Source organism: Flavobacterium sp., assembly GCF_050696275.1.
Taxonomy (GTDB): domain Bacteria; phylum Bacteroidota; class Bacteroidia; order Flavobacteriales; family Flavobacteriaceae; genus Flavobacterium.
In genome coordinates, this window is sequence record NZ_JBOGUT010000041.1 from 1 (window position 1) to 23,869 (window position 23,869).

Genomic DNA, 23,869 nt, shown 5'->3' on the forward strand with positions numbered 1-23,869 from the left:
TCTCGAACAGAGAAGTTAAGCCCGCCTGCGCAGATGGTACTGCAATCCTGTGGGAGAGTATGTCGCCGCCTTTCTTTAGAGAGTCCCTCACGTTAGTGAGGGACTTTTTTGTTATCACAAACCCTATTCCTTATCGGATGGGGTTTTTGTTTTACAGAAAGTAAGGCTCAAAAACACCAGAAACCGGCTTATTTAGGGTTTTTGGAGCTTGTTTTGTGCTGAAAAGGGGAACAAAAAACCTCTAAATGAAAGCAAAATGAGCTTTTTAAAAGAAGAATTGTGGGAGGGTGACAGCGGAATCTTTAAAAAGAATAGTAAATTTTTATATTTTTGATGTCTAACACTTATAAAAAACATTATGCCGTGGACTATTCTTGAAAAATTATGGAAGCATACATCGGATTCAAATCAGGATGGGGGCTCTAACGACTCAATCTGGGATAAAGAAATTGAAATGTTGTACAGATTAGGAATTAGTATGGAAGAAACACTTCAGTATCTTTATTTTCAGAAACCCAGTTTAGAGGCATTTAAAAACTGGGTGGAAAGTTATCAAAATGATACTATAGCAGAAAAAAAACTTCTTACAGACAGTGTTTTGACAAAAGAGGATATTGAATTTTGGAATGAGAATGGTTATGTAATAGTGAAGAATGCGATTGAAAAATCAGATTGCTCAGCAACGGTACAGGCAATTTGGGATTTTATGGGAATGCAATCAGAAAAAAGAGAAACTTGGTATAAGAGGCATGAAAAGCTAAGAGGGTTGATGCTTAATTTTTCAAATCATGAAACATTAAATAAAAACAGAGCTTCTTTACGGATTCAAAAAGCCTACGAAGAGCTTTACGGGACTGAAAAAATCTATAAAACAATCGATAAAGTGAGTTTTAATCCACCGGAAACTGCAAATTTTAAATTTTTAGGAAGTTCCCTACATTGGGATGTAAGTCTTAAATTACCAATTCCTTTTCGCTTACAAGGGTTGCTTTATCTTACGGATTGTGAGGCTCATGATGGAGCTTTTCATTGTGTTCCGGGATTTCATCATCAAATTGAAGGGTGGATAAATGGTTTGCTTCCAGAAGAAAACCCAAGGGAAAAGGCCTTGCAAAACTTAAAACCTGTTCCTGTTGTTGGAAATGCGGGTGATTTTATTATTTGGCATCAAGCATTACCACATTGTGCTTCTCCGAATCACGGTAATTCTCCCAGAATGGTCCAATATCTTACGTATGTGCCTGAAAATTACGTTGCATCTTCAGAATGGATATAATGTTTTTTTGAAAACGAGTAAAATTACTTTTGTTCTGGGAAATATTGTTTACTCATGATTGTTTTAAAATAAAAAAGTCCAACTGTTAAGCTGGACTTTTTTATTTATTTGATTTCGGGTTTATTTAACCAAACCTCTTGAAATTACAATACGCTGAATTTCAGAAGTTCCTTCGTAAATCTGAGTGATTTTTGCATCACGCATCATACGTTCTACATGGTATTCACTTACATATCCATTTCCACCGTGAATTTGAACTGCTTCAATTGTAGTATTCATAGCGGTTTCGGAAGCAAATAATTTAGCCATAGCTCCAGAATGTGAAATATCCTGACCTGCATCTTTTTCAGAAGCTGCTTTAAAGCATAACATTCTTGCTGCTGTAATTTGAGTTGCCATATCGGCTAATTTGAATGCAATTGCCTGGTGTTGGATGATTGGCTTTTTGAAAGCAACTCTTTCCTGAGCATATTTCAAAGCTAATTCATAAGCGCCCTGAGCAATTCCTAACGCTTGAGAAGCAATTCCGATACGACCTCCGTTTAGGACAGCCATAGCGAAGTTAAATCCGAATCCGTCAGCACCGATTCTATTTTCTTTAGGAACTTTAACGTCTGAAAACATTAATGAATGTGTGTCAGATCCACGAATTCCCATTTTCTTTTCTTTTGGACCGATAGAAAAACCTTCCCATCCTTTTTCAACGATGAAAGCATTGATTCCTTTGTGACCTTTTTCTACGTCAGTCTGTGCGATTACAATATATGTTGAGGCAGTTCCACCATTTGTAATCCAGTTTTTTGTACCATTAAGCAAATAGTGATCACCTTTGTCAATAGCAGTTGTTTTTTGTGAAGTAGCGTCAGAACCCGCTTCAGGCTCCGATAAACAGAAAGCACCAATTACATCTCCTTTTGCTAATGGCATCAGGTATTTCATTTTTTGTTCTTCGTTGCAATATTTTTCTAATCCAGCACAAACCAGAGAATTATTTACAGACATAACCACAGCAGCTGATGCATCAATTTTTGCAATTTCTTCCATCGCTATCACATAAGAAATGCTGTCTAATCCTGATCCGCCGTATTTTGGATCCACCATCATTCCTAAGAAACCAAGTTCAGCCATTTTCGTAACTTGTTCTGTTGGAAATTTCGAGTGCTCATCACGTTCTATAACGCCTGGCAATAATTCAGCTTGAGCAAAATCTCTTGCTGCTTGTTGAATCATTAACTGTTCTTCGGTTAAATTAAAATTCATTTTATTTTTTGTGTTTTGTTTGTAAGTCACTTAAAAAAGTTCCCAAATATAGTTCATAAATATCAAATTCTCAAAAGGATTAGCTAATTTTAGCCCATGCAAAACAGAACCTACAATGTTATTGGTGTCATGTCGGGAACTTCGTTGGATGGGGTCGATTTGGCACATATTCATTTCACTATCAAAAATGGAAAATGGAGTTTTCAAATACTGGAAAACACTACTGTTGCCTATACTGAAGATTGGATAAACAGGTTAAAGAAAGCTGTAAGTTTTTCGGATGCTGAATTAGAACTGTTAAATGAAGAATATACAGAATTATTAGCTGGAATTATAACAAATTTTATTCAGAAGAATACGATTGAAGATATGGATGCTGTTTGTTCGCATGGGCATACGATTTTGCATCAGCCACAAAACGGATTTACATTACAAATTGGGAATTTACCCAAAATTGCAAAATTAATTAATCAGAAAGTAGTTTGTGATTTCCGTGTTCAGGATGTGAAATTAGGAGGACAGGGAGCTCCTTTGGTACCTATAGGTGACCGGATTTTATTTTCAGAGTACGATTATTGCCTGAATTTGGGCGGGTTTTCGAATGTTTCTTTTGAAGATGGAGAGGACAGAATAGCTTTTGATATTTCACCTGTGAATACTGTTTTGAATTTCTATGCCGATAAGCGCGGTCTGAAATATGATGATAAGGGAAATATTGCCCGAAGCGGAAATGTTTCAGAAGTATTATTACTGGAATTAAATGGCTTGGATTTCTACCGAAAAAGCTACCCAAAATCGCTTGGGTTTGAATTTGTAAAGGAAAAAATATTTCCCATATTGGAAAAATATCCGATTTCGGATGAAGATAAACTTCGGACATTTACCGAGCATATTGCTTTTCAGATTGCTTTGGCACTGTCCAAAAAAACAGCGACTCTTTTTGTTACCGGCGGAGGTGCTTATAATGATTTTTTAATGGAACGCCTGCAGTTTCACCTGCCAAGCATGAAAATAGAAATTCCTGATAGCAAAACCATTGAGTTTAAAGAAGCTTTAATTTTTGCTCTTTTGGGCGTTTTGAAACTTAGAAATGAGATAAATGTTTTATCAAGTGTTACCGGGGCAGAAAAAAATCACAGTTCAGGGGTTATTTGTGAAAAATAAAAATGTTTTTAGTGCGTTATAGTTTTTTCACATAGTATAAAAAGACTAATTTTGCCGAAAATTTAAAACCCCATTTTAATCATGAAAAAAAGTATATTATTTTTATTCTTAATCCTTTTATCTTTTTCATCCTCAGTTGTTACTGCTCAATCTGAGTTTAACGTTGACGGTGTTATTGTTCCTAGAAAAATTGAATTTAAAGGGAATAATTTGCAGCTTAACGGCTTTGGTACCCGATCTAAAATGTTTATGGAAGTATACGTGCAGGCTTTGTATTTAACCATAGTTTCTCAAGATCCTGCAGATATTATAGAAAGTAACACTGATATGGCTATCAGAATCCAGGTTACTTCTTCCATGGTTTCTTCTGGAAAACTGACAAAAAATTTACACAATGGATTTGAAAAATCATCAGGGGATGCTATTGATGCCTTACGTCCAAGAATCGAACAGTTTAAAGCAATGTTAAGCGATAAAATTGTAGAGAAAGATGTTTTTAATCTGATATATAACCACCTTGATGCTTCTGTTTGGGTATATAAAAATGACGTGCTAAAAGGAATAGTTCCAGGATTTGATTTTAAGAAGGCATTGTTTGGAATCTGGCTTTCTAACAAACCAGTAGATGATGATCTTAAAAATGAGTTGTTAGGTAAAACAGAATAAATCTGATTTTATTTAAATAATTTCAGCATTAATCGTTTATTGCCAAAGCAATTTCAAAAAGCAGTCAGTATTGACAGCAAAATGTAAGATGAACTGAAATTCAAAAGTTAGAGGAAATATTTTAAAATGAAAAACAAAAGATTTAGGTATTTTGTTGTCGTTTTACTATTAATAATAGTTGGGATATTATCACGGAAGACAAAGTACATTCCGTTGTTTTTTGGTGATTTATTATATGCGGTTATGATTTATTTTGCTCTTAGGATATTTCTCTTAAGACTTTCTAATTTGAAAATCGCATTTATTTCTTTATCACTGTGTTATTTAATAGAACTCTCGCAACTTTATCAGGACATCTGGATTAATAAAATCAGAAATTCCTTCTTAGGGCATTATGTTCTTGGGGAAGGGTTTTTATGGAGTGATTTAATTGCCTACACTTTTGGGGTTTTATTTGCCTTTTGGATCGATAAAAAGAAGGAAATATAATTTAGATTTGGATAAATATTTTCCGTTTATAAAATCTCAAATCTTTTTTAAGTTTATATTTGCGCTACTAAAACATACAATACAATAAAAAAACAGTAATGAAAGATTTATTAAAAAAATTCGAGAATAAAGAACCGGAAGTAGTGTTTCATTGGAAAGATGCCGAAACTGAGGCTGAAGGATGGACAGTAATTAATTCGTTACGTGGCGGAGCTGCAGGCGGCGGAACACGTATGCGTAAAGGTTTGGATATGAACGAAGTTCTTTCATTAGCAAAAACGATGGAAGTTAAGTTTTCAGTTTCGGGACCTGCTATTGGAGGTGCCAAATCGGGAATTAACTTTGATCCGAACGATCCAAGAAAAAAAGGCGTTTTACAACGTTGGTATAAAGCTGTTTCTCCTTTGTTAAAAAGCTATTACGGAACCGGAGGGGATTTGAATGTTGATGAAATCCATGAAGTAATTCCAATGACAGAAGAATGTGGTGTTTGGCATCCACAAGAAGGGGTTTTTAACGGACATTTTAAGCCTACTGAAGCGGATAAAATCAACCGTATCGGACAATTGCGTCAAGGTGTGGTAAAAGTAATCGAAAACACTACGTTTTCACCTGATGTAAACAGAAAGTATACTGTTGCCGATATGATTACCGGTTATGGTGTGGCACAGGCAGTACGTCATTATTATGATATTTATGGTGGAAATGTCGCCGGTAAAAGAGCTATTGTTCAAGGTTTCGGGAATGTAGGTTCTGCAGCTGCTTTTTACCTGGCTGAAATGGGAGCTAAAGTGGTTGGAATCATTGATAGAGATGGTGGTTTAATCAATGAAAACGGATTTACATTCGAAGAGATTACAACATTATTCTTAAACAAAGACGGAAACAAACTGGTTGCTGATAACATGATCCCTTTTGATGAAATCAATGCTAAAATATGGTCTGTTGGGGCTGAGATTTTTACGCCTTGTGCAGCTTCAAGATTGGTAACTAAAAGCCAGGTTGACAGCATGATTGCTTCTGGATTGGAAGTGATTTCATGTGGTGCCAATGTTCCTTTTGCAGACAAAGAAATTTTCTTTGGGCCAATTATGGAAGAAGTGGACAGCAAAGTGAGTTTAATTCCGGATTTTATTTCTAACTGCGGGATGGCACGTGTTTTTGCTTATTTCATGGAGAAGAAAGTGCAGATGACGGATGAAGCGATCTTTAACGATACATCCGAAATTATAAAGAAAGCTATCGAAAAAGCACATTCGTTAAATTCTGATAAGAAAAATATCAGTGCAACAGCTTTTGAAATTGCTTTGAAACAATTGGTATAATTTTTGTTATTCATTTTCTGAATACATAACAAATTTATACTATTTTCGTTATAATTGTTATAAGTACATTAATTATGGAAGTAGTAATATCAGCAGCGGACAAGAGAAAATCATTTCTAATTACAGTAGTGGTTTTTGCCTTGTTGCTGCTGATATTGTTTTTTATACGATTTTGGCCACCATCCAATGCAACTGAAATGCTTTTGGCCGGAGGCGGTGGTGGAGGCGGTGTTACCGTAAATTTTGGCGATAGCGATGTTGGTTCCGGTGCCGATTATAAGAGCGAGGTTTTGAATGTGAAAAATCAAACGAAACAGGTAACAGCAGCGGTTAGCGAACCGGACGACCAAATCATCGCACAGGAAAATTCTACAGAAGAAAGTGTGGCTGTCGACAAGCATGAAAAAGTAAAAAAACCTCAGGTTACCATTAAAAAAGAAATCAAACCGGTGGTTGAAAAACCCAAAGTGACTAAAAATACTAATGATGCTTTATCAAGTATTTTGAATGGAAGTAACAAAGGTGGTGATGGTGGCGACAAACAAGGAGGAAATAAAGGTAAAGCTAACGGAAGCTTAAATTCCAGTGATTATTACGGAAATGGAGGTTCTGGAGGTGGAACAGGTGGCGGTAATGGTACAGGCAATGGCACGAGAACTGGTCCTGGTTCGGGATCCGGATCGGGTGGTGGTTCTGGCAGTGGAAGCGGAGGTGGCACTGGTTATTCACTCGGAAATAGAAAAGCATTGTCTAAGCCAGCACCGAAATATACTTGTAATGAATCTGGAAAAGTGGTGGTTGAAGTATCTGTGGACAGAAATGGAAATACAATAAGTGTCGTTCCAGGAGTAAAAGGAACGACCAATACTGCAAAATGTTTATTGGATCAAGCCAGAATTGCTGCTATGAACACAAAATGGCAAGCAAGTGAAGATGCTCCTGAAAGACAAGTAGGAAAAATTATCTATAGTTTCAGTCTGAATTAAGCAATTATTACATTGGTAAGTCAAAATCATAGCCCTGGTTGCAGCGGCATCCTTTTATAAAAAAATCCCCATTATTTTGAACTGCCCCCAAAAAAGTTAGACACTATTTGGGGGTATTTTTATAAAAGATAGAGCGGAAGACAGGATTGGCTCCTGATAAAAATTAATTATTTTGCACTCGTGGCAATCACAAATTTTAAGTTGTTTTTTACACCAATTTGCAATACATCAACCAAATCCTGAACCTGCATATTGTAAGGAATACGTACAATTACGGCCTGATCTTTGGTTCCGCCAAGCTTAGACAATAAAGTAGCTTCAAGTTCGTCAAAATTGACTTCCTGTTTGTCTAAGTAGAATTTCTTTTCTTCAGTAACAGAAAGTGTAATGTGCTGTTTGTTTGTTTTCTCATTATTTTTAGCTTGTGGTAACGTCATTTTGATCACGTTTGGATTAGCTAGTGTTGAAATAATAAGGAAAAATAAAAGCAAAAAGAACATGATGTCACTTAGTGATGAAGTGGCTATTTCAGCATGAAATCGTTTGTTTCTTTTAATTTGAGGCATTTGGTCTTTGTATGATGTTAACGAATTCTAACACGTGACGTTGTATGTTTAACGAAAAACTATCAATTACACCATTGAATAAATGGTAAGCCGAATAAGCGATGATACCTACTAACAAACCGGCACCACTACTAATCATTTTTTCGTATAATCCACCGGAAATGTTTCCAATACTGATGTTCTCGGTAATCGAAATACTGTAGAAGATTTTGATTACACCACCAATAGTTCCAATAAAGCCTAATGTTGGAGCAATACCAGCGATAAGTCCCAGATGCCCCAGACGTCTTTCCATTTGGCCAATCTCGATGTTGGCTACTTTTTCCATATTTGATTCGATCTCGGCAATTGGTCTTCCAATGGTGTGCACTCCTTCCTTAATAACATTTCCGGAAGCAGTAGTGTCTTTTTCGGCTGTCGCGATAGCCAAAGCAATATTCCCTGAATTCAGATGAATCCTAAGGTCTTTCATTAAATGGGTATCGTATTTAGTGTGTTTTTTCAAATAAATGTATCGTTCAACAATAACATATATTGTGTAAAACAGCAATAGAGAAATTGGAATCAGGAAAATTCCACCTTTGGTAATGAACTCTAAAACAGAAATTTCTTTGTTAGTTGCGATGTTTTGAACTACAGCACCTGTTGCTTGTGTGATAGTATCGTTTTGGGCTTGTAAAAAAAATCCAATCATATATTTTAAGTACTTTATTTATATTAAAAAAAATTATCTCAATTTTGCACTAAAGATAAATTTCTATACTATAATAAACTAAAAAATCACTAAATTATTTTGTCTGCAGTATAATTTTACGGTTTTAACAAAATGCTATGAATTACCAGGAAACTTTAGATTGGATGTTTACCCAGTTGCCTATGTATCAGCAACAGGGAGCTTCGGCATATAAAAAAGATTTGACGAATACTGTTTTGTTAGTCAATCATCTGGGTAACCCAGAAAAAAGCATTAAAACCATTCACGTTGCGGGAACAAACGGAAAAGGATCTACATCATCAATGATAGCATCGGTTTTGCAGGAAGCGGGTTATAAAGTAGGTTTGTATACATCGCCGCATTTAAGGGATTTTAGGGAACGTATTAAGATTAATAATGTAAAAATTACAGAAGATTTTGTAATTGATTTTATTGCAGATAATAAATCATTTTTTGAAGAAAATCAATTGAGTTTTTTCGAAATGACAGTAGGTTTGGCTTTCGATTATTTTGCAAAAGAAAATGTGGATGTAGCAGTAATTGAAGTAGGAATGGGAGGAAGGCTTGATTCTACCAATGTGATTACGCCTTTAATTTCGGTAATTACAAATATCGGATTTGATCATATGCAGTTTTTGGGTGATACGATGGAATCTATTGCTTTTGAAAAGGCTGGAATTATCAAACTGAATGTTCCGGTAATCATTGGTGAATATACGAATGAAACAAGATCAGTTTTTTTGGCTAAAGCCAATGAATGTCAATCGGATATTTATTTTGCTTCCGATTTGATTACGGAAGATTATCCAAGTGCCTTGTCAGGAGATTATCAGATTCATAATAAAAAAACAGTAGTGCAGTCGATAAATGTTTTGAGAGCTCATTTTACTGTTTCTGAAGAACATTTAAAGAACGGTTTACAGAATGTGGTTAAGAATACAGGTCTATTGGGACGCTGGCAGCAGATTCACTTTAATCCGAAAGTAATTTGCGATACGGCACATAATAGTCATGGGCTGAAAATTGTGCTGAATCAGATTCAAAAGGAAAAATTTGAGAGGCTGTATTTTGTTTTAGGCGTCGTAAATGACAAAGATCTGGATGATATTTTGCCTTTGTTTCCTAAAAATGCCAATTATTTTTTCTGTCGTCCAAATGTTCCCCGTGGTCTTGATGCTAATTTTTTGCTGCAAGAAGCAACGGAATTTGGTTTGATTGGGAAAGTATGTAATTCTGTTTCAGAAGCTTATCAGGAAGCGTTAGAAACAGCAGGAGAAAATGACTTTATCTATATCGGAGGAAGTACGTTCGTTGTAGCAGAAATTGTGTAAATAATTTTGCAGAAGTGAAAAATACCTTTATATTTGCACCCTGATTAATGGAAACATTAATTGATAAAAGGGCGATTAGCTCAGCTGGTTCAGAGCACCTCGTTTACACCGAGGGGGTCGGGGGTTCGAACCCCTCATCGCCCACCACTTTTATCAAAATTTACTGGTAATACAAAGAATTATCGGGCGATTAGCTCAGCTGGTTCAGAGCACCTCGTTTACACCGAGGGGGTCGGGGGTTCGAACCCCTCATCGCCCACAGAAACTCTCAAGGAAACTTGGGAGTTTTTTTATTTTATAATCACAGCAAATACGGATGTCCCATTTTATATAAAATTTTAGGTTTGTAGTCCTGATGTAGTAAGTTGGGGATTCAGATTTGTTTTTTTGCTACGATCTTAATATAGAATTCAATATAGTCTGATCAGCTAAAAGATCATAGAATTTTCCAGATTTATAACGGACATCCCATTTTGTTCGATCAATGACCAGTCTGCCGTTCACCTTGACAATTCCGTCCTTAACTTCCATTTTGGCTGGAAAAGTAACTGGTTGTGTTATACCTTTAATGGTCAGGTTGCCTGTAACTTTCTTATTCTCACTATTTATAGATACAGCTTTGGTAAGTACAATTGCAGAAAAAGGAAATTTTTTAACCTCAAAAAAATCAGGATTTTTCAAGTGATTAATTAGTCCGTTATCTCTCCCATGATTTTCATCTTCAATTGTATTCATGTCGACTTCAGCTGTGCCACCTATCAGTTGATCGTTTTCAATTATCAGTTCTCCTTTTGATATATAGACATAGCCTATGTGACTGTTTGAACCAATGAGATTAGAACCTGTCCATTTTACAACACTTTCCTTAGTATCTACAACATATTTTTCATTTCCAGCATGTAAGGACAAGGAGCTTGTCACTGCATTGTTTTTATTTTCTTCTTTTATAGGTCCACGGCAACCGAAGACGAAAGGAACAATACTTAAAATTAAGTAAGTGATTGATTGATATCTTGTTGTTCATACTACAGAAATTATATTGATTAATAATTGACAAATGACTTTAAGATCATTGGTTTATCTGCTATTGTGGTTACTATTGTAGGAGCTGACTGAGCTCTCCTGATCCTCAACAACCCTTATTTTTACTAAAGTCACGTTTAAAAAGGACCTTGTTATTTCTCGCAATATAGTCGCCAGATATAATCAAATATGGATGATTAGGCGAATAACCTGCGCTGCGGCTTCTTACAATTATTATGTCGTTAACTTTCAGGTTATTTAACTGCTGAAATTCCTTAGGAATAAATTGCATCATATATTCTTCGCCATTAATCCTGACTATAAGCCATTTTGGTCCTGATGATTTCCCATTTGCGCGTTGAAAAGTAACAGAGGTTACCACAGCCTCCATATAGGCAAAAGCCTTTATGTACTTCTTTATTTTATCATGACTGGCATGCACTTTTTTACCTTCAGGAGAAACCTCCCATTCTTTGTACTTTATGCCGTCAGGAGAAGCCTCCCATTTTTTCCTTTCATCCAGTCGGGCTTTTCTGTCAGCAATGGACAACGGCTTTGGGGATCGCTCAGTTTTATTTTTAATTTCACGATTAGCACCCGAGCCGTAGGCGAACGGAGCGAAGCTAAATACTAGTCCGCTCACCACAACCAGCAGTAAGATCAAGACAGAGATGGTTTTTTTTATATGTTTCATATTCCTTTTAAATTGATTCTACGAATTTACTTTGATATTTTTCGGCTTTAGAGATTTAGATTGTAAATAAAAATGTAAACTTTGTAAATAAAAACTTGACACTATGTATCTTAGTCGAAATCTCTTCTCAGGGAAACGTAAATACCTGTTTGGTTTGATATTCCTCTCGTTTATCTCTGTAATCTGTGTGGCTTTCAATATGACTGATAGTGATGACTTTGTTTTCGCAAGAAGGGAAGTTTTGCTCCGCAGGATTGGACATGAACTACTTTTACAGTCGGGCGACAGTACCTCACGAGTACTTCCGATAAAAAAAATTGGTGAAAATGAATACCAAATCAAGTTTGAGAATGACATTAGTTTTCAACCGGCCTCGTTAGTGAATATAACTCGGCGTTTGTTGGCTAAAGACCCGCTATCAGGTGATTATATTGTTAACGTTCTGAACTGTGATAACTCAAGTGTAGCGTATGGATACGCTATATCTAAAAATAAAAAAGATGACATTGTAGCCTGTATAGGAAGGAAACAACCCAGGGCATGTTACATGGTCAACATTAAATTCAATTCAGCGGGTATAAATAGTGCTAAGAATAAATATTTTTTGGGTAGTCTGTCATTTTTAGCGTTTGTTGGATTTGTTTTTTTGAGATCTGTTAAGCCTCGAAAAACTTTGTCTGACGGTCAAAAAACTAATATGTACACTTTGGGATCGGCGTTGTTCGATGCACAGCATAGGAAGCTCATCATTAATGGAAAGACAATAGCTCTGACCGGAACAGAAACCCGTGTATTACTCATTTTTGCATTGTCTCCTAACGAGACCATAGAGAGAAACCGACTGCAAAAAGAGATATGGGAAGATGAAGGTGTTATTGTAGGCCGTAGTTTAGATATGTTTATATCAAAGCTTAGAAAGAAACTGGAATCGGATCCAAATATCAATATTGTTGTTATACGAAGTAAAGGATATAAGCTTGAAATCAGTCATCAGTAAAGTACCCCATAAAAGACTCTTTCAGAGATTTTTACACAAATTATGAAAAGTTTCTAAATTTGAATGTTTTTAAAGCCCTTTACATAGGGTTAAAATAAGCACTAGGTGTTCGACTGTGATCCCTGACACTCCATAAAAACTCTCAAAGAAACTTGGGAGTTTTTTTATATTATAAATCTTCGTAGCATTGATTTTTTCTTTTAAACATTTAGATATATTTGTTGCATCAGTAATAAATCAATAAGAATTATTTAAAATCACGGGTTTATAGGGAACTATACATCAAATCTTTGAAACATATAAAAATTAAAATATAAAATTATGGGAATTTTTTCTGCACTATTAGGAAATGCCGGAGCAGTGACGCTTGAGGAATTAAATAAAAAATATGGTCAGCTTTTAACAGAAGATGAAAACATTGAACTTGGGTTTAAGCTCATCAGAGATACTTTTATTTTTACAAATAAGCGTTTGATATTTGTAAATGTACAAGGTCTGACAGGGAGCAAAACGGAATATAAATCAATTTCATACAAAAGTATTTCAAGGTTTAGTATCGAAACTGCAGGTTCATTCGATTTGGATGCAGAGCTTAAAATTTGGGTTTCAAGTGAAATGCATCCGAGTATTAAGACACAGTTCAATAAATCCGTAAATGTGTATGATGTTCAAAAAGTTTTAGCACATCATGTTCTAAAATAAAATAATGCCTTACATCCGTTCGCTGCATTAGGCTTAAATACTCACAAAACTCTTTGAGAAATCAAGGAGTTTTTATTTTTTTTTAAAAAACTTCATAGGAATTATACTATATTTATACTTTTGTCGTTATGGATGAATAATTTTTAAAACTTTTCTATGAAAAATGGATTCAAAATTTTAGCTGTATTGCTTGTTATATTTTCTGTTTATGCTTTTACTACTGAAACAAAATCAAAAACAATCAAAATTGTTATTGACGCAGGACATGGAGGTACTGACCATGGAGCTGTTCATAAAAGTCATTTAGAAAAAGATATTGTTTCTCAAATTTCGAGTAAAATAAACGCATTAAACAAGAATACAGATGTGGAAATCTATTTTACACGTACAGATGATAGTATGCTTACTCTGGAAAAAAGAGCAGAAATAATCAATAAAATTAAACCGGATTTATTTTTGTCTCTCCATGTAAATAATAACAAGAATGACGATACTTTTGGAATTGAAAGCTATGTTGCGAAAGAATCTCTTTACAGTGAAGAGTCTTTGGCTTTTGCCGCAGATTTGACTTCAAAACTATCTAAAGCAACAAGTTTAAATTTGCGAGGTATAAAAAAAGCACCGTTTTATATTTTAAAAAATACCAATTGTCCCGGTTTAGTGCTTGAACTTGGATTTCTTTCGAATGAAAGCGATAGAAAGTATTTAACAGATAATGCAAATCAGGAAGTCATTGCCAAAACAATCTTAGATTTTATCTGTCAGATAAGATAATAAAAAAGAGCCACTTCAAAGTGGCTCTTTTTTATTGTTCATATTCGGTTTCAATTTTCCTGATACCGTTGATGATGTTTTGTATCTTATCATATTCTTTTTGCTTTTGCTTTTTTCCTAAAATAAAATAAGCGATAAGCATCCAGGCAATGTAGGCAATCAGAAAGATAGTTTTCATTTCTACAGACATTGGTTGCATTACTTCTATAAAATAGCATGCGAGACCCAGATTCAGTAAAATGAAATAAGCTAACATGCATTTTGTACTTACAAACTTTTGGAAAGCATAGAATTGTTCTAATTGTTGTAATGCTTTTTGAGGCGATTGTGTCAAGTCAATATTTTTAAGTTTGTAAGCCTGATACAATCGGATGGCTGAAAAGATTAAAATAGTGGCAAACATTAATCCAATTCCAATGTAAGTTGTTAACATTTTAAAATCAATTGCAGTCACGACCAAGCTAATCCCTATGATAGTAAGCAATAATACTGCGACTTGAATTAGTATTTTATTTCCCATGGATTGCTTTTCTTTTCGTGCCTTCGAAATGATTTGGGAAACATCAGGAACCTGGCTTTCTTTCTGCTGGTTCCAAATTTCTTTTAGATTGTCAAACTCTTTCATATTTTGCATAAATAGTGCTTAATTGTTGTTTTATCCGATGAATTTTTACTCTCAGGTTGCCTTCCGAAATTTCAGTTACCGTAGCAATTTCGCTGTAAGGGACCTCTTCAAGCAAAAGCGTAATGATTAGCCTGTCTGCTTCCGAAAGCTCGCTGATGCATTTGTACAAAAGCTGAATTTGCTGCTCTTTGTCATCCGATTCATCTTCTTTACTGATAATCGTTTTGTCGATATCGACACTTCTTTTGTTTTTCTGACCTCTCAAATGATGCAGACACGTGTTTACTGCAATCCGGTAAATCCAGGTGCTCATTTGCGAATCACCACGGAATTTATCCAGATTCTGCCATGCTTTTATAAAAACTTCCTGCAACAAGTCGTCTGCTTCCATAGCGTTTCCGGTATAACCCAGACAAAGACGATGTGCTTTAGGCGAATAGGTTTTGTAGATTTCCTTAAAAAAGGTTTCTTGGTTCTGGTTGGTTGTCACTTTTGGTTTATTTAAGATTTTAAGAAAGCATCTACTTCATTTAAGAACCATTCTTGCTGATCATACATGATAAAGTGCTTGCTGTCTGCTACTTTGATGGTTTTGTTTTTTAATAGAGTGTATTGCTCATTATATACTTTTTCACTGGTTTCTTTAGTGCCGAAAACACTGGCCATTACTAATATTGGTGATTTTATTTTACTGATTTCCTGTCTTAAATCGGTAAGAGACATTTCTATAATAGTGCTTCCTAATGTTTTTCTGTCGCTCTTGAAACTCCATTCTGCAATTTTTCTTGCATGAACAGTATCGCTTACTTGATACAGCATTGCTTTGGCCGTATTTTTAACATACCCTTCATTAGGAATGGCTTTAAAATTATTAATGGTTGTCTGTTTGTCGTATTGTGGATTGCTCTTTAATGCTTCAACAGTTATTTCCGGTCTTCCTATGGCTGAAACAAATGGAAGTCCGTCAACACAAATTCCTTTTCCAAATAAATCCGGTTCGGTGGCATTAAGCCAAAGTGTCATAAATGCACCCAAACTATGGCCAATCAGCATTGGCTTTTTTAATTTTTTGTCTTTTATGTATTGAACGATTTGATTTCGGACAGTTTTCAGGATTTCTTCCTCTTCAATTGGTTTTACCCCTGCAAATCCTGCTAAAGTTAAAACATGCAATTCGTATTTGTTTTTTAAGTGATCAACTGTTTCATCCCAAACATCACCACTGCAGGAATATCCGGGAATTAAAATAACAGGTTGTCCTTTTCCGATAACTTTAACTTCAAAAGCTGTTGGTTGTTGTGCAAATACGTTTGCAAATGCAAGAATTGCTAATACTAAGATGATTACTTTTTTCATAATTATTGATTTTTTAGTTTGTTTATTTTCTCTTATGATACAAACCGAAATCAATTGTTACAGAAAAAATATTTTTTTTAAGTATTTATTTCTAAATCTTTGATATAGTCCTGATTTTCATAGAAAAAACGTTCAAAAGCATCCATGTTTTCATAGAAGAAATCGAAAATATCCTGCCAGTTCGCTTTGTTGTTTAAGCTGATTCCTGCTTTTTCAACCCAGATTCTGCTAATTATCTTACCTGTTTCAAGATGGTAGTTTCTTTCTAAAATAACTTCCGAAATATAATCTTCAATTAAAATGGATTTTAAAGATTCGATTTTTTCAAAATATATTTTCCGTTTTTCTTCATCCTTGGGTTCGATATCAATAAGGACTTGTGCTTTTTTATTGTCTACAAAGAACTTAAAAGAAAAATCTTTAATTTTGGTATCATAAAGTATCCATTTTCGCGGATAAGCTTCGGCAAATTGGGTCCAAAATTCTTTTTTTATTTTGATACTTTCTTCTTTACTATACATAAGTTTGGGAATGATAAAATTGTTAAATTCATTTTTTTAAGCTATCTTTATGTTTACATCGATTGAAAATCGTTAGGATAACTATTGTTAAAAACCTGCGTAATGGAATTTTCAGATTTTTTAAAATATGTGCCAAAAATAGCAAAAGAATCGCTACCAGCGAGCATTGCGCATGCAAAAATGGTTCCTCCTGAACGTATTGAACTTTTGAAAAACCAAGATTTCTCTGAAAAGAAACCGCGAAAGGCGGCAGTATTAATGCTATTTTACCCTAAAAAAAGTATTACTCATCTGGCTTTAATTATCAGAAACTCATATCCGGGAATTCACGCTTCACAAATTGCTTTTCCCGGCGGTAAAGTGGAAGATTTTGATTCTTCGCTTTCTGCTACGGCTTTACGAGAAACACAGGAAGAAATCGGAGTTTCTTCAGATAAAGTAAATGTTGTAAGGGCTTTTAGTGAAGTATATATACCTCCTAGCAATTTTTTGGTTTCTCCTTTTTTGGGTTTTTCGGAAGAAGAATTGACTTTTGATTTAAGTCCCGATGAAGTTTCCGGAATTATCGAACTGCCTCTTTGTCAATTTCTTGATGAAAATATCGTGGTCAATGTCAATATGTCGACCTCTTATGCAACAAATATTCCGGTGCCGGCTTTTCAGATTAACGAACATTTGGTTTGGGGAGCAACAGCCATGATGATGAGCGAACTTAAAGAAATCATTAAAAAAGTCTTATAATTTGATACTTTTCGTAACTTTGTAGCTTATCTTTTTATAAAATTATGGGATTATTTAAACGAAATCCTTTTGGTCATATTCTTTTTTTGAAACGCTGGTTAATCCGAATTGCCGGAGCGGTAACTCACAGGAGATATCGAGGTTTCAATCAGTTAGAGATTGATGGTTCTGAAATAATAAGAGCTTTGCCGGATAGAAATGTATTGTTTATTTCAAATCATCAGACCTATTTTGCTGATGTTGTAGCTATGTTCCATGTTTTTAATGCCAGTTTAAAAGGAAGAGAAGACAATATTAAGAACATCGGATATCTTTGGGAACCGAAACTCAATATGTATTACATTGGAGCCAAAGAAACCCTTCAAGCTAATTTTTTAACTAAGGTACTTGCTTATGCGGGTGCAATTACTGTTGAAAGAACATGGCGTGCCGGAGGAAAAGATGTGGCTGAACACGAACAAAAATCAGTAAACCCCAATGATACTGAAAATATTGGGATTGCCTTGGAAGACGGTTGGGTAATTACTTTTCCACAGGGAACAACAAAATCATTTAAGCCGGTTCGTAAAGGAACGGCGCACATTATTAAAAACCACAAGCCTATAGTAGTGCCTATTGTTATTGATGGTTTTCGACGCTCGTTTGATAAAAAAGGATTAAGATTGAAGAAAAAAGGTATTCTTCAGTCCTTTATTATTAAAGAGCCTTTGGATATAGATTACGAAAATGATACTATTGAAGAAATTGTTGAAAAAGTAGAATATGCTATTGAACAACATCCTTCATTTCTTAAAGTAATTCCTGTTGAGGTTATCGAAGAACAGCAGGAATTAGACAGAATGCGTCAATGGCATTATTAAAATAAAAAAAGGTCCGCCAATGTGTACGGACCTTTTTTATAAATCATTTTATAAATCAATTTTCTTTAATTCTTCAAAATTCTTTTTAAGCTTCTTTAGAAGGATTCCGTATATTAATCGGTATACAAGCCAGAAAGCACCTGTGAGAATTCCGGTTATAATAAGTAAAACAAAAAAAGAAATAAGATAAACACTCATTGGTATTTCGGCAATACTGCCACTCTTTTCTATTGTCGCTTTTTCAATCCCGATTTTCAGTCCGTATGAAGCAAATGTTATAAAGACAAGAGCAAAGGTCACTAAATTAAACAGAATATAATTTTGAACCGTTTTTCTGGTTCTGAGGATATTCTTCATCAGCAATTTGGTATTGTCTGTTGTACATACTCTTCTATACATAATATAAAAGCGTGTGATAAAATAAACAATTACAATGTACATAACGATTACCGAAACCTGATAATAACCGTAAATATTCAGGTTTTTCAAAAATTGCATATTCTCGGCATCAAACTTTGTGAATGACATCACAATACTTAAAATGATACCAAAACTCAGTTCAATAATACTGATGATAAAAATCCATTTTATTGTTGATGACGAGTTTTTATGGAGCATGGTATAGATTTCCTGTTCCGAAACCGTCGGGTAATTATTGTTTTTATTCCAGTCTTTTTTTAATACATCCAACTCTTCCATATATTCCTTTCCGTTACGGATTAATAATTTTTTTCAGTTTTGTCTTGATTCGGTTCATTTTTACACGGGCATTTACTTCGCTGATTCCCAGTGTTTCCGAAATCTCTTCATAATCTTTGTCTTCTAAATACATAAAAACCAATGCCTTTTCAATATCATTCAGCTGTTGCACGGCCTTGTATAAAAGTTTTATGTGTTCTTCCTCTTCGTAGTTGTACTCTTCTTGAGAAACAAAGTGTTTACCGGTTTCAAATTCAATTGCATTTATTGTTTTAGTGCTTTTCCGGTATAAAGTAATGGCAGTATTCAGTGCTACGCGATACGCCCAGGTTGAAAATTTAGAATCTCCCCTGAATTTTGGAAATGCCTTCCATAATTGAATGGTAATTTCCTGAAACAAATCATTATGCGCATCTTCGCCTTGCGTATATAACCGGCAAATTTTGTGAATAATATTCTGGTTTTCCTTTAATTGTGTTACAAACGATCGCTCTAATGCATTACTCATATCGAGTTAGTAGTTTTGCTGTTGATTTTGTTACAAAAAAAAAGAAATATCGGGAGCAATCCTTCTTTAAATGGCATTAATTTTCATTCTATTATGATTTCTATTGGGATTGCGATTGTTGTTTTTCGGCAGAAACATTGTACCTTAGCTATTCTGAACTATTCCAACATAAAGAATGAATATTCCACAATCGAAAAATCCCCGTGTTGTTATTATTGGCGGCGGATTTGCAGGTATCGCGTTAGCTAAAAAATTAAAAAACAAAAATGTACAAGTTGTGCTTTTAGACAAGCATAACTACCATACATTTCAACCGTTACTCTACCAAGTTGCTACAGGCGGGCTTGAGGCAGGTTCTATCGCTTATCCTATCAGAAAAGTAATTCAGGAATTTCAGGATTTTTATTTCCGATTAACTTCGGTTAAAGAAATTGATACCCAAAATCAAAAAATTATTTCCGAAATAGGGGATTTGCACTATGATTATCTTGTTATAGCGACAGGTTCCAAAACGAATTATTTCGGGAACAAAGAAATAGAGCGCAATTCGATGTCGATGAAGACCATTCCGCAATCGCTGAATATCCGAAGTTTGATTTTGGAGAATTTTGAACAGGCTGTTTTAACCAAAGATCCAAACGATAAAAACAGTTTAATCAACTTTGTATTGGTGGGAGGCGGACCAACGGGAGTGGAGCTTGCAGGAGCATTGGCCGAAATGAAAAAGGCTATTCTGCAAAAAGATTATCCGGATCTGGATATTCAGAAAATGCAAATCAATCTTATTCAGAGCGGAGATCGGATTTTGAATACGATGAGCGAAAAATCATCTCAGGCAGCAGAAGAATTTCTGTTGAGTCTTGGGGTGAAAATTTGGAAGAACGTTCGGGTGACAAACTTCGACGGCCGCACCATTTCGACGAATTCGGATTTGACATTTGATACAGCTACTGTAATTTGGACTGCTGGAGTACAGGGAGCTGTTGTTGCCGGGCTTGATGCCAAATCATTAGTAGAAAATGTAGGGCGCATCCGGGTGAATCAGTTCAATCAGGTTGCTGGCTATCCTACTATTTTTGCAATTGGAGATATCGCTTCGATGGAGACGGAAAAATACCCGCAAGGACATCCTATGATGGCGCAGCCTGCTTTGCAACAGGGTGCTTTGCTTGGGGAAAACCTGATTAGACTTTTAAAAAAGGAGCCTTTAGTTCCTTTCGAATACAATGACAAAGGTTCCATGGCTACCATAGGCCGTAACAAAGCCGTGGTCGATTTGCCGAGGTATCATTTTAATGGTGTTTTCGCATGGTTTGTCTGGATGTTTGTGCATTTATTTTCATTGATTGGCTTCAAGAATAAAGCGGTTGTTTTCTTAAATTGGGTGTACAATTATATTCGTTTTGACCGAGAAGGACGCTTGATTATCCGACCTTATAAAAAAAGAAGTTTTACAGCTTTTACAAGTGATGAAATTTGATATCAAATAAAAAAGTCCTCTTATCAGCATAAAAATCTTCTCATTCTGAAAACAAAACCGCTCGTTCTGAAAAGAAATTCACTCGTACTGAAAAGAAATCTTCTTGTTCTTAAAACAAATCTTCTCTTTTTTACTAATAAAGACCTGTTCTATTAAAAATCTAACTTTAACCTTAATTTAGAAATTGGATTTGGGTTATAATTTCAATAATAAATTACTACACTACAACTTCTTTTATTTTTGGGTACAGGATATTTTTGTAAAGTTTTTTCGGAAAGTATAACTTAAGCAACAAGTTTTTTTAAATGTTATAACGGTCTGTCTTTGTAGTAATTGACCATTAAATCAACAAACTTGCTGTAACTTTCCAAGCCGTCTTTTTGCTGGTTTAATTTTAGGAAATTATCATAGAAGATGTGGAACCCAGTATCGATAAACGTTTGATGGTTTTCCCAAAACACTTTACTTTCTTTATAATTTTTTAAAATTCCGGGATGGATGGTTTTTAGCAGTTGCTTCAGGGTTTTTTCATCACGGATTTCCCAATTGGATAAGCAGTAACGCAACGCATGGCTGTAACCGGAGTATTTGAAATAGAGATTGTCGTTTTTTGTGGCCGATAAAAAGCCGATAAAATTAGCTTCGCTTTCGCTTGAGAAACCCATTTGATGCGACATTTCATGACAAGCCGTGCTTGGGAAGTTATACATAGGAATCATTCCGTTTACCTGTGCTTCATTTGTAAACGGATTCAAATAGCCACCAAAACCCATGTAAGTGAGCGGATAGCTGAACAATGATTTCTTTTGGCTTGGAATTTCGTATTTGAAAAACGGATATTCTTTGGAAAGCGTATTGTAGCCGTCTAATGCCTTCTCGAAAACCACTGTTTGCGAATAAGGAATGATAACCTTCTTTGCTGTATCTTTTGTGATTTTCCATTGGATTTCATTCGTTTTGACTATTATTTTTTTGGTGAAATCAAGCAATTGAACATCGGTATATTTGGTTTCGATGTGCATTTTTTCAAACAAAGGCAATCGGTAATAGTTAAAAGCCCATAAAACATGAAAGAGAAAATAAGCTATAGAGAGTATTCCTAAAACGGATAATGATTTGGTTTTCCAATTGACTTTCCGGTTTTGATAGAACCAATATACTGTCCAGAGGATCAAAATTCCATACAGGATATCTCCAAAGGAAAAAGGAAGCCAGCCTAAAACACTCCTAGAGAATTTGGATAGCATAGGGTAAACTCCGTTACTGTAATATTCTTCAACAAATTCAGGAAAAAGCAGCAGTATTTTTAAACCGATAATCTGGACAATAAGCAATAAGGGAAGTATGTATTTTCGTTTCACAGAAATAGTTTTAAAACGTAAATATAATTACAATATCAATTAGTAGAAAAAGTATTTAAACTTTGTAACTTTGGCACTTTAACAACAAACACAAGATATGAGTCAGGAAATAAGAAATTTGGAGCCAAAACAACTTTGGAACAAGTTTGCCGATTTAAATGCTGTGCCACGTCCTTCGAAAAAAGAAGATCGCGTTATTGCGTTTATGAAAGATTTTGGAAATAGTTTAGGATTAGAAACTTTTGAAGATGAAATCCGTAATGTGATTATCCGAAAACCAGCCACACCTGGGATGGAAAACCGTAAGGCAATCGTACTGCAAGGACATTTGGACATGGTGCATCAAAAAAATAACGATACTGTTTTCGATTTTGATTCACAAGGTATTGATATGTATGTTGATGGAGACTGGGTTCGTGCCAAAGGAACTACACTTGGGGCGGATAACGGGCTTGGAGTAGCTACTATTATGGCTATTTTAGAAAGCAAAGAGATCAAACATCCTGCAATTGAAGCTTTGTTTACCATTGATGAAGAAACAGGAATGACTGGAGCTTTAAATTTAAAAGGAGGTATTTTACAAGGTGAAATTTTATTGAATTTAGACACCGAAGAAGATGATGAAATTGATATAGGTTGTGCCGGTGGAGTAGATGTAACTGCTACAAGAGGTTATAATGAAGAAAAAACTCCAGAGGATTCTGTTGGGTATTCTATTACTGTTAAGGGTTTAAGTGGAGGGCATTCCGGGATGGATATTCACAAAGGTCTTGGGAATGCGAACAAAATTATGAATCGTTTATTGTTTGACGGATTTGAGAATTTTGGTTTGCAAATTGCTGAAATCAGCGGAGGAAGCCTTCGAAATGCTATTCCTCGTGAAAGTGTTGCCAAAGTAATCGTTGCCGGAATGTATGACGAAGCTTTTGTTTTTGATATGCAGGAAATCATTGGAGACATTAAAGCGGAATTCAAAACGACTGAACCCAACTTAACTATCGAAATAGTAAAAGCTGATTTACCGGCTAAAGTAATGGATTTAGGTGTACAGGAAGGATTACTTCGCTCACTTTACACAGCACATAATGGTGTTTACAGAATGAGTGCTGACATGGCTGATTTAGTGGAAACGTCAAATAATATTGCTCGTGTAATTGTTAAAGAGGGTGAAATAGTGATTCAGAACTTAACTCGTTCTTCGGTTGAATCCTCAAAATTTGATTTGGCTAATGCTTTACGTTCTGCTTTTGAATTATTCGGATGTGAAGTGGTTTTCAGCGGTTCATATCCAGGTTGGACACCAAATGTAAATTCACCTATCTTAGATGTTTTAGTTCATATTTACGAAAAACAGAACAACGAAAAACCAAAAGTAGTTGCTTGTCACGCCGGATTAGAATGCGGTATTTTAGGGACAAACTATCCAGATATGGACATGATTTCCTTTGGACCGACGATTCATGGTGCTCACTCTCCGGATGAAAGAGCGAGTATTTCTTCGGCTCAAAAATACTGGAAATTTGTATTGGAAATTTTGGAGAACATTCCGATGAAATAGTTTCTAATACTAAGTTTATAATAGATAAAAAGGCAGAAAATATTTTCTGTCTTTTTTATAGGCTGTGTCCCGTCCTGAAATAAGTTGACATAAAATTGACTTATTATGAATAGATCAGAAAACAGCGCAGAAAAGCGTAGTCAACGCGATTATAATTTGGGCTTTAAATTAGCTGTTATTTCGCAAGTAGAA

26 protein-coding genes, 2 tRNA genes and 1 rRNA gene are annotated in these 23,869 nt (G+C 35.1%); 17 read left to right on the plus strand and 12 right to left on the minus strand.

The window, feature by feature from the left end:
- Together rrf and ACRDEC_RS15675 are read left to right on the plus strand one after the other, a co-directional pair.
- A 5S ribosomal RNA gene (rrf, locus tag ACRDEC_RS15670) occupies positions 1 to 74 on the plus strand; the annotation flags it as partial.
- Between the two features lie 284 nt (positions 75 to 358).
- A complete protein-coding gene (locus ACRDEC_RS15675) occupies positions 359 to 1,276 on the plus strand; it encodes a phytanoyl-CoA dioxygenase family protein (protein WP_431499309.1) in 918 nt (305 codons plus the stop codon).
- A 120-nt stretch (positions 1,277 to 1,396) separates the two neighbouring features.
- Here ACRDEC_RS15675 and ACRDEC_RS15680 read toward each other — a convergent pair whose 3' ends face one another.
- Positions 1,397 to 2,536 (minus strand): acyl-CoA dehydrogenase, encoded by a 1,140-nt coding sequence (locus ACRDEC_RS15680; protein ID WP_431499310.1) that lies wholly within the window; start codon positions 2,534 to 2,536, stop codon positions 1,397 to 1,399.
- Positions 2,537 to 2,632: 96 nt separating this feature from the next.
- On the opposite strand from ACRDEC_RS15680, the gene ACRDEC_RS15685 reads away from it, so the two are divergent.
- The 5 genes from ACRDEC_RS15685 (at position 2,633) to ACRDEC_RS15705 (ending at position 7,166) form a co-directional block, all read left to right on the plus strand.
- On the plus strand, positions 2,633 to 3,700 hold the full coding sequence (locus tag ACRDEC_RS15685; protein ID WP_431499311.1) for an anhydro-N-acetylmuramic acid kinase: 1,068 nt from the start codon (positions 2,633 to 2,635) through the stop codon (positions 3,698 to 3,700).
- Positions 3,701 to 3,781: 81 nt separating this feature from the next.
- Positions 3,782 to 4,366, plus strand: a complete 585-nt coding sequence (locus ACRDEC_RS15690; protein WP_431499312.1) for a chalcone isomerase family protein — start codon at positions 3,782 to 3,784, stop codon at positions 4,364 to 4,366.
- A gap of 126 nt (positions 4,367 to 4,492) precedes the next feature.
- Positions 4,493 to 4,855 (plus strand): DUF2809 domain-containing protein, encoded by a 363-nt coding sequence (locus ACRDEC_RS15695; protein WP_431499313.1) that lies wholly within the window; start codon positions 4,493 to 4,495, stop codon positions 4,853 to 4,855.
- Between the two features lie 98 nt (positions 4,856 to 4,953).
- Positions 4,954 to 6,180 carry a Glu/Leu/Phe/Val dehydrogenase dimerization domain-containing protein gene (locus tag ACRDEC_RS15700; protein ID WP_431499314.1) on the plus strand — a complete coding sequence of 409 codons (1,227 nt, stop codon included), beginning with the start codon at positions 4,954 to 4,956 and terminating at the stop codon, positions 6,178 to 6,180.
- Between the two features lie 74 nt (positions 6,181 to 6,254).
- A complete protein-coding gene (locus ACRDEC_RS15705) occupies positions 6,255 to 7,166 on the plus strand; it encodes an energy transducer TonB (RefSeq protein ID WP_431499315.1) in 912 nt (303 codons plus the stop codon).
- Between the two features lie 167 nt (positions 7,167 to 7,333).
- On the opposite strand, the gene ACRDEC_RS15710 is transcribed toward ACRDEC_RS15705, so the two are convergent.
- Positions 7,334 to 7,732: an ExbD/TolR family protein gene (locus tag ACRDEC_RS15710; protein ID WP_431499316.1), complete on the minus strand. Its 399-nt coding sequence runs from the start codon at positions 7,730 to 7,732 to the stop codon at positions 7,334 to 7,336.
- Positions 7,719 to 8,426 carry a MotA/TolQ/ExbB proton channel family protein gene (locus ACRDEC_RS15715; RefSeq protein ID WP_431499317.1) on the minus strand — a complete coding sequence of 236 codons (708 nt, stop codon included), beginning with the start codon at positions 8,424 to 8,426 and terminating at the stop codon, positions 7,719 to 7,721. Before ACRDEC_RS15715 ends, ACRDEC_RS15710 begins: the two co-directional genes overlap by 14 nt.
- Positions 8,427 to 8,563: 137 nt before the next feature.
- Here ACRDEC_RS15715 and ACRDEC_RS15720 point away from each other — a divergent pair, with 137 nt between their 5' ends.
- The 3 genes from ACRDEC_RS15720 to ACRDEC_RS15730 all read left to right on the plus strand — a co-directional run bounded on the left by ACRDEC_RS15720 (position 8,564) and on the right by ACRDEC_RS15730 (position 10,037).
- Positions 8,564 to 9,778: a bifunctional folylpolyglutamate synthase/dihydrofolate synthase gene (locus ACRDEC_RS15720; protein ID WP_431499318.1), complete on the plus strand. Its 1,215-nt coding sequence runs from the start codon at positions 8,564 to 8,566 to the stop codon at positions 9,776 to 9,778.
- A 69-nt stretch (positions 9,779 to 9,847) separates the two neighbouring features.
- Positions 9,848 to 9,925 (plus strand) — tRNA-Val (locus ACRDEC_RS15725).
- 37 nt (positions 9,926 to 9,962) lie between these two features.
- Positions 9,963 to 10,037, plus strand: a tRNA-Val gene (locus ACRDEC_RS15730).
- 131 nt (positions 10,038 to 10,168) lie between these two features.
- Here ACRDEC_RS15730 and ACRDEC_RS15735 read toward each other — a convergent pair.
- Both ACRDEC_RS15735 and ACRDEC_RS15740 read right to left on the minus strand, forming a co-directional pair.
- Positions 10,169 to 10,699: a YceI family protein gene (locus ACRDEC_RS15735; protein WP_431499319.1), complete on the minus strand. Its 531-nt coding sequence runs from the start codon at positions 10,697 to 10,699 to the stop codon at positions 10,169 to 10,171.
- A 208-nt stretch (positions 10,700 to 10,907) separates the two neighbouring features.
- Positions 10,908 to 11,495: a hypothetical protein gene (locus tag ACRDEC_RS15740; RefSeq protein WP_431499320.1), complete on the minus strand. Its 588-nt coding sequence runs from the start codon at positions 11,493 to 11,495 to the stop codon at positions 10,908 to 10,910.
- Between the two features lie 103 nt (positions 11,496 to 11,598).
- On the opposite strand from ACRDEC_RS15740, the gene ACRDEC_RS15745 reads away from it, so the two are divergent.
- From ACRDEC_RS15745 to ACRDEC_RS15755, 3 genes are all read left to right on the plus strand, one after another.
- Positions 11,599 to 12,492: a winged helix-turn-helix domain-containing protein gene (locus ACRDEC_RS15745; RefSeq protein ID WP_431499321.1), complete on the plus strand. Its 894-nt coding sequence runs from the start codon at positions 11,599 to 11,601 to the stop codon at positions 12,490 to 12,492.
- A gap of 321 nt (positions 12,493 to 12,813) precedes the next feature.
- Positions 12,814 to 13,194: a PH domain-containing protein gene (locus tag ACRDEC_RS15750; protein WP_431499322.1), complete on the plus strand. Its 381-nt coding sequence runs from the start codon at positions 12,814 to 12,816 to the stop codon at positions 13,192 to 13,194.
- Between the two features lie 156 nt (positions 13,195 to 13,350).
- Positions 13,351 to 13,968, plus strand: coding sequence for an N-acetylmuramoyl-L-alanine amidase family protein (locus ACRDEC_RS15755; protein WP_431499323.1), 618 nt, complete (start codon positions 13,351 to 13,353; stop codon positions 13,966 to 13,968).
- A 31-nt stretch (positions 13,969 to 13,999) separates the two neighbouring features.
- Here ACRDEC_RS15755 and ACRDEC_RS15760 read toward each other — a convergent pair whose 3' ends face one another.
- The 4 genes from ACRDEC_RS15760 to ACRDEC_RS15775 all read right to left on the minus strand — a co-directional run bounded on the left by ACRDEC_RS15760 (position 14,000) and on the right by ACRDEC_RS15775 (position 16,470).
- On the minus strand, positions 14,000 to 14,593 hold the full coding sequence (locus ACRDEC_RS15760) for a hypothetical protein (RefSeq protein WP_431499324.1): 594 nt from the start codon (positions 14,591 to 14,593) through the stop codon (positions 14,000 to 14,002).
- Positions 14,580 to 15,083: an RNA polymerase sigma factor gene (locus ACRDEC_RS15765; protein ID WP_431499325.1), complete on the minus strand. Its 504-nt coding sequence runs from the start codon at positions 15,081 to 15,083 to the stop codon at positions 14,580 to 14,582. The genes ACRDEC_RS15760 and ACRDEC_RS15765 overlap by 14 nt, the downstream gene beginning before the upstream one ends.
- Before the next feature lie 11 nt (positions 15,084 to 15,094).
- Positions 15,095 to 15,949: an alpha/beta fold hydrolase gene (locus tag ACRDEC_RS15770; RefSeq protein WP_431499326.1), complete on the minus strand. Its 855-nt coding sequence runs from the start codon at positions 15,947 to 15,949 to the stop codon at positions 15,095 to 15,097.
- 77 nt (positions 15,950 to 16,026) lie between these two features.
- A complete protein-coding gene (locus ACRDEC_RS15775) occupies positions 16,027 to 16,470 on the minus strand; it encodes a DUF4268 domain-containing protein (protein WP_431499327.1) in 444 nt (147 codons plus the stop codon).
- A 102-nt stretch (positions 16,471 to 16,572) separates the two neighbouring features.
- Between ACRDEC_RS15775 and ACRDEC_RS15780 the strand changes: the two genes are divergently transcribed.
- Both ACRDEC_RS15780 and ACRDEC_RS15785 read left to right on the plus strand, forming a co-directional pair.
- Positions 16,573 to 17,211 (plus strand): NUDIX hydrolase, encoded by a 639-nt coding sequence (locus tag ACRDEC_RS15780; protein ID WP_431499328.1) that lies wholly within the window; start codon positions 16,573 to 16,575, stop codon positions 17,209 to 17,211.
- A gap of 44 nt (positions 17,212 to 17,255) precedes the next feature.
- On the plus strand, positions 17,256 to 18,071 hold the full coding sequence (locus ACRDEC_RS15785; protein WP_431499329.1) for a lysophospholipid acyltransferase family protein: 816 nt from the start codon (positions 17,256 to 17,258) through the stop codon (positions 18,069 to 18,071).
- A 48-nt stretch (positions 18,072 to 18,119) separates the two neighbouring features.
- Here ACRDEC_RS15785 and ACRDEC_RS15790 read toward each other — a convergent pair whose 3' ends face one another.
- Positions 18,120 to 18,770 carry a hypothetical protein gene (locus ACRDEC_RS15790; protein ID WP_431499330.1) on the minus strand — a complete coding sequence of 217 codons (651 nt, stop codon included), beginning with the start codon at positions 18,768 to 18,770 and terminating at the stop codon, positions 18,120 to 18,122.
- Between the two features lie 13 nt (positions 18,771 to 18,783).
- Positions 18,784 to 19,278, minus strand: coding sequence for an RNA polymerase sigma factor (locus ACRDEC_RS15795; RefSeq protein ID WP_431499331.1), 495 nt, complete (start codon positions 19,276 to 19,278; stop codon positions 18,784 to 18,786).
- A gap of 175 nt (positions 19,279 to 19,453) precedes the next feature.
- Between ACRDEC_RS15795 and ACRDEC_RS15800 the strand changes: the two genes are divergently transcribed.
- Positions 19,454 to 20,758: an NAD(P)/FAD-dependent oxidoreductase gene (locus ACRDEC_RS15800; RefSeq protein ID WP_431499332.1), complete on the plus strand. Its 1,305-nt coding sequence runs from the start codon at positions 19,454 to 19,456 to the stop codon at positions 20,756 to 20,758.
- Between the two features lie 308 nt (positions 20,759 to 21,066).
- Here the strand turns inward: ACRDEC_RS15800 and ACRDEC_RS15805 are convergent, their stop codons facing one another.
- Complete coding sequence (locus ACRDEC_RS15805; protein WP_431499333.1) at positions 21,067 to 22,119, minus strand: DUF3810 domain-containing protein; 1,053 nt, start codon at positions 22,117 to 22,119, stop codon at positions 21,067 to 21,069.
- Between the two features lie 97 nt (positions 22,120 to 22,216).
- Between ACRDEC_RS15805 and ACRDEC_RS15810 the strand changes: the two genes are divergently transcribed.
- Positions 22,217 to 23,677, plus strand: coding sequence for an aminoacyl-histidine dipeptidase (locus ACRDEC_RS15810; protein WP_431499334.1), 1,461 nt, complete (start codon positions 22,217 to 22,219; stop codon positions 23,675 to 23,677).
- The last annotated feature ends 192 nt before the right edge of the window (positions 23,678 to 23,869 follow it).